Origin of the sequence: Bradyrhizobium sp. PRIMUS42 (assembly GCF_023006515.1) — a bacterium.
In the GTDB taxonomy this organism is placed as follows: Bacteria; Pseudomonadota; Alphaproteobacteria; order Rhizobiales; family Xanthobacteraceae; genus Bradyrhizobium.
The window spans coordinates 1-5,601 of record NZ_JALBGZ010000431.1 but is presented as its reverse complement, the minus strand read 5'-3'; the positions used below and the strand labels follow the sequence as shown (position 1 = coordinate 5,601).

Annotated in this window: 6 protein-coding genes; 1 reads left to right on the top strand and 5 read right to left on the bottom strand. The window is 64.1% G+C overall.

Annotated features, from left to right (window positions below):
• The 5 genes from MOV75_RS25715 to MOV75_RS25695 form a co-directional block, all read right to left on the bottom strand.
• A partial coding sequence (locus MOV75_RS25715; protein ID WP_247006816.1) for an ABC transporter ATP-binding protein occupies positions 1-760 on the bottom strand: 760 nt, incomplete at its 3' end.
• A gap of 4 nt (positions 761-764) precedes the next feature.
• The gene (locus tag MOV75_RS25710) at positions 765-1,622 is read right to left on the bottom strand and encodes a carbohydrate ABC transporter permease (protein ID WP_246930779.1); all 858 of its coding nucleotides are present in this window, start codon (positions 1,620-1,622) and stop codon (positions 765-767) included.
• A gap of 16 nt (positions 1,623-1,638) precedes the next feature.
• Complete coding sequence (locus MOV75_RS25705; protein WP_246930782.1) at positions 1,639-2,565, bottom strand: carbohydrate ABC transporter permease; 927 nt, start codon at positions 2,563-2,565, stop codon at positions 1,639-1,641.
• A gap of 141 nt (positions 2,566-2,706) precedes the next feature.
• The gene (locus MOV75_RS25700; protein WP_246930776.1) at positions 2,707-4,146 is read right to left on the bottom strand and encodes an extracellular solute-binding protein; all 1,440 of its coding nucleotides are present in this window, start codon (positions 4,144-4,146) and stop codon (positions 2,707-2,709) included.
• Between the two features lie 13 nt (positions 4,147-4,159).
• A complete protein-coding gene (locus MOV75_RS25695; protein WP_247006815.1) occupies positions 4,160-5,173 on the bottom strand; it encodes a sugar-binding transcriptional regulator in 1,014 nt (337 codons plus the stop codon).
• 158 nt (positions 5,174-5,331) lie between these two features.
• On the opposite strand from MOV75_RS25695, the gene MOV75_RS25690 reads away from it, so the two are divergent.
• The coding region (locus MOV75_RS25690; RefSeq protein WP_247006814.1) for an FGGY family carbohydrate kinase at positions 5,332-5,601 on the top strand (270 nt) is incomplete at its 3' end.

The following is a 5,601-nucleotide window of genomic DNA, read 5'->3' as shown; positions in this document are numbered from 1 at the left end:
CGCTGAGCCCGCCCTGCGCGGCGACCGGCTCGACCTCCGCGAGGTTGATGCTGGGATCGCCGAACAGGCGCGCGACCGCAACCGACGCGGGTCTGGCATAGATCTCCTCGGGACGCGCGACCTGCACCAGACGGCCGTCGACCAGCACCGCGATCCGGTCGGCGATCGCCATCGCCTCGCGATAGTCCTGGGTGACGTAGAGGACTGCGGCCGAGCTCCGCCGCAGCAGGCTCGGCAATTCGAGCCGCATCTCGTAGCGCAGCTTGGCATCGACATTGCGCAAGGGATCGTCGAGCAGCAGCACATCCGGGTTGCCGATCAGGGCGCGCGCGAGCGCGGTGCGCTGCTTCTGCCCGTTCGACAATTCGCGCGGCCTGTGGCCGAGCACATGCTCGATCTTCAACAGCTGGCTGATCGACTTGACCCGGCTCGCCACCTCCGCGGCGCCCGTCTTGGCTGGCAGGCCGCTGGCGATGTTGTTCTGCGCGCTCATGTGGGGAAACAGGGCAAAGTTCTGGAAGGCCATGCCGATCCCGCGCTGCTCGGGCGGCGCGCCCACGATCGATCGACTGCCGACCAGGATGTCTCCCTCGTCCGGTTCGAACATGCCCGCGATCATGCGCAGGAGCACGGTCTTGCCGCTGCCGGACGGACCGAACACCGCGACGATTTCGCCGGGCTCGACCGCCAGCGAAAGATCCTCGGCGCAGCGGACCGGGCCGAACGACTTGCCGACGGCGTTGAGTTCAAGACGCGCCATGCTGTCAGCCTTTCACCGCACCGAGCGACAGGCCTTCGACCAGATAGCGCTGCGCGTACAGCGCGAGCAGTAGGGTCGGCGTGACCGAGAGCACGATCGCGGCTGCGATCTGGCCGTACTGAATGCCGGACGCCGTGACAAACGCCAGCGCACCCACGGTCACGGGCTGCTTGTCGGCCGAGGCCAGGATCAGTGCGAACACGAAATTGTTCCAGCAAAAGATGAAGGACAGCAGGCCGGCTGCCGCGATGCCAGGTCCTGCGAGCGGCACCGCGATCCGCGTGAATGCCTCGCGCCAGGTATGACCAGCGAGGCGATAGGCATGCTCGATGTCGGGGCTGATGTCCTCGAAATAGCCGCGCACGATCCACAGGATCAGCGGCAGCGCGATGAGCTGATAGACCCAGACGATGCCGAAATAGGTGTCGTTGAGGCCGAGCTGTTGGTAGTATAGCGACAGCGGCAACAGCACCAGCAGCGGCGGCGCGAAGCGGAACGACAGCAACGTGAAGGCGATGGTCTCGCCGAGCCGGAACTTGAACCGCGCAAAGGCGTAGGCCGCGGGCACGCCGAGCAGCAGGGCCAGCACCACGGCCGCGCTCGACAGCGCAAAGCTGTTCACGAGGTTGCGCATGAAGGATATTTCGAGATTGCCGGCAGCGGTCCGCAGCTGCCCCGAGATCAGGGCCTGGTAATTGGCCAGTGTCGGCTCGAACAGGATGTGCGGCGGAATCCGCAGGATTTGCTCGTTGGCCTGGAACGACATCAGGAATATCCAGACGATCGGAAACATGAAGAACACGAGCACGAGCGCGAGCGCCATACCGCGGAAGATGCGCCCTGCGAGATTGGAGTGATCCATCGCCGCCTCCCGTGCCTCACGCGTGGCCGTGGGCGCGCGCCCGCAGCCGCAGCCAGTTCTTGATGAAGATGTTCGACAGGATATTGGTGATCAGCCACAGGATCATCAGCAGTGCCGCCGAACGGCCGACATTGGTGTATTGGAAGAATTCGAGATAGGCCTGGACCTGGAACACCATCAGCCGGTCACCGGGACCGCCCTGCGTCATCGCATAGATGATGTCGAACTGCTGGATCGAATCCAGCAGGCGAAACAGCGACGCCGTGATGATGTAGGGCGCGAGCATCGGCAGCGTGATGCGGAAGAACACGAAGCTGGCCGGGACACCATCGAGCGCCGCGGCCTCGAACGGCTGCCGCGGCAGCGAGCGCAGGCCTGCCAGCAGCAGGATCATGATGAAGGGCGTGTAGACCCAGACGTCCACCAGCACCACCGTGAACAATGCGCTCGAAGGATCGGACGCCCATTTGAAGTCGTGCACGCCGAGCAGGCTGACGAGATAGGACAGGATGCCGAAGCTCGGGTTGGTCATGAGCTTCCACATCAGCGCCGCGATCGCGGGCGCCGTCATCAACGGCAGCAGCAGCGCGATGGACACCGCATTGTGAAAGCGCGTCGGACGCCGCAGCAGCAGGGCAATGCCGAGGCCGAGCAGGAGCTCGAGCACCACCGTCAAGGCGGTATAGGCGAGCGAGATGCGAAGCGTGTTCCAGAAGGCGGGATCGGAGAGAAAGTCGATGTAATTGTCGACCCCGATGAAGCCGCGCAGGTAAGGCAGGTTCAGCCGGTAGCGCTGGAGCGAATAGATCGCCGCCGTCACGAAGGGCACGAGGATGGCGATGCAGACCAGCAGGGCCGGCAGGCTCAGCAGATAGGGCAGCATGCGCCCGCGCAGCCTCGTGGTGCGGCGCGGCAGCACATTCGTCTGGGACAACTGGACCATGCTCATGATGATACGGGATCACGCATTGGCTTCAACATCGCCGGCTCGGATCGGATGGGCGTTCCGAACCGGCGGTTGGCGTGGCGCGGAGGAATGGGCGCCACGCAAGGCGTCGTAGGCGGCAAGCTCAGCCAAGGCCGTTCAACCAAGGCCTGCCTGCTTGAGCTGGCGGTTGATGCTGTCGGCGAGCTTGTCTAGTCCCTCGTCGATGCTGACCTCCTTGGCTACCATCTTCTGGAGCGAAGCCGCCCATTCCGTCGTCAGGTCGAAGAACAGCGGCTGGGCCGTGAAGTAGATCTTGGCACCCGGCGAGGACAGATCATGCTGCTCGAGATAGCCCGGATAGGACTTTGCGATCCGATCGCGGAATTCGCTGTCCTTCCAGACCGACGCGCGCACCGGATTGACGAAATCCATCTTGCGGGCGCCGAACAGATCGTGCTCGGTCGAGGCCGCCCATTGCATGAACAGCCAGGCCGCGTCCTTCTGCTTGGAGAAGCTGGAGAGCGCGAGCGACCAGATCCAGACGTTCGGCGTCGGCGCCTTGGCGGCCGGATTGGCCGCGAACGGCGCATAGCCGAGATTGCCCCTCTCCTTGTTCTCGCCGCCGTTCATGAAGTAACCGAGAATGTCGGCGTCGAAGATCATGCCGGAGGCGCCGGCGCCGAGATCGGTGCCGACCTGATACCAGGTGTAGGTCGACCAGTTCTTCGGCCCCGAGGTCTGGATCATCTTGACCCATTTCTCGTGAAACTCCTTGGAGGCCTTGGTGTTCATGGCGGCCTTCAGCTTGCCGCCCTCCATCACGAAATCCTTCTGGCCGAAATTCGAATAGGCCGAGAGGAAGCCGGGATGGATCGTGGCCCACGATCGCGAGCCGCGCACGCCGACGCCGTAAGGTCCGCCCGCATCCTTGGTGATCTTGGCGGCGACGTCGAGCAGTTCGTCGAGATTCTTCGGCGGCTTGGCGCCGACCTTGTCGAAGATGTTGCGATTGTAGGTGATGTTGTTGAGCTCATAGCCCCACGGGATGCACCATTGCTTGGCCTTGCCCGAGCCGAGCTCGGAGCCGGCAACGCCGTCCCAGGCCGTCGAGGAACGAAGGCCGGGCAGCACGTCGTCCCAGGCGAAGGCCGGGTTGGTCTTTGCGGGGTCCTTGATGTAGGCATTGAGATCCTCGATCCAGCCGGCCGGACCGTAGGTCCAGGTCATGTAGGCGCCGGTCATGAAGGCGTCGTACTGGTCCGATTTCGAGGACAGCGCCGCGGTGACCTTGTCGAAATAGACGTCCTCCGGGAAGATGTCGTACGCGACGTTCATTCCCGTCAGCGCCTTGAAGGCCTCGATATCGCCGATCATCGCATCAACATAGGGATGCTTGTTCAACAGCAGCTTGACCGTCTTGCCGCTATAGGCCTTCCAGTTGAAGTCCGCCGCCATGGCCCGCGACATTGCGGAGACATAGGCCGCGTTGGCAGCAACGCCGGCGATGCCGAGCTTGGCGGCGCCATCCAGCAGATCACGCCGGCTGATGCGTTTGGCAGCGTAGGACTCGAACAGATTCTTCTCGCGATCGTACATGGGTAACCTCCCGTTATGCGCGTTTACTTCCCTTCTGACGCTTATTCTCGGTCTTGTTGTTCTTGTCCTTGCCGGATGTCGCCTCCAGCTTGTCGGTTGCGAGGGCCTGGGCGGTCGCCTCGTCGATGATGAGACCGTGCAGGAGGCGGCTGCGCAGCACCGCGCGCAGCGCCGTCACCTTGGCGAGACCGCCGCCGATGGCGACGATGCGATGTTTCCTGAGATCCGCCCCCTCCATCGAGGTCGCACGCGCCGACAGGTCGATGTCCAGCAGCTCGCCGTTGGCGTTGAAGAAATGTCCGAGCAGGTCGGCGCAGGCGCCGGCGCGCTTCAATTCGACGACCTCGTCCGGCCTGATCATGCCGCTCGAGACGAGGAAGCCCTCGGCATGGATCTGTCCGATGCCGACGAACAGGAGCGAGGCCTTGCGCGCGAGCGCGAACACCTCCGCGATGCCGAATTGCTTCATCAACACCGCACGGTCGGCGACCGAATTGGCGAACACCGGCACCGGCAGGAGATAGGCCTCCGCCCCGGTGCGTTCCGCTAGCCGGTGAATGACGTCGAACGGATTGGCGGCGAATTTCCGCGTCAATCCGCCGAGCAGGGAGACGAATTGCACGCTGCGCGCCGGCGTCTGCGGCAACTGCTCGACCACCGCCGCGAGCGTGCGGCCATGCCCGACGCCGATGATCTTGTCCTCGCCGCGCTCGAGGTTCTGCCGCAGGAAGCTCGCGCCTTCGAGCGCCAGGGCCTTGAGTGGCAGCTCGCCCTCGCCGAGATCGGGCGCGACGCGGCAGAAGGCAAGGCCGTAGCGCTCGACCAGCGTGTTCTCCAGCGCGACGCATTCGGCCACAGGTCCTTCGACGAAGACGCGGATCATGCCCTCGCGGCTGGCACGCGCGATCAGCCGATGCGCCTTGGTACTCTGGATGTTGAGGCGGTCGGCGACTTCGGACTGGGTCAGCCCGGCGGCGAAATACAGCCACGCCGCGCGCGTTGCGAGCGACGCCTCACCGTCAACCATCGGCAGCCTGTGGGAAGGTATCGCCACGCCGGAAAAGCCCGCTTGCAATTTTCTTCATGTCTTGCAAAAAATTGCAGAGGCGGGTTGGAACGTCAATCCCCCAAATGTGCTGCAGTGCAATCTTGCCGCACACGCATCGCTCACGCTGTGGAGGTCGAATGACAGGCGTGTTCCTCGGCATCGATGTCGGAACGGGCGGCGTTCGCGCCTGCGCTCTCGATGCGCGCGGCGACAAGCTCGGCATGGAATCGGCGCCCCTTCCAGCGCCACGCCAGGATGGCCAAGCGATCGATCAGGATCCGGAACTCTGGTGGGATGCGACGGCGGCCGCGATCGGCAAGCTCGGCCGCATTGTCGATCTCGGGGCTGTCGAGTGCGTCAGCGTCGACGGCACGTCGGGCACGCTGCTGCTCATCGACGCCACAGGC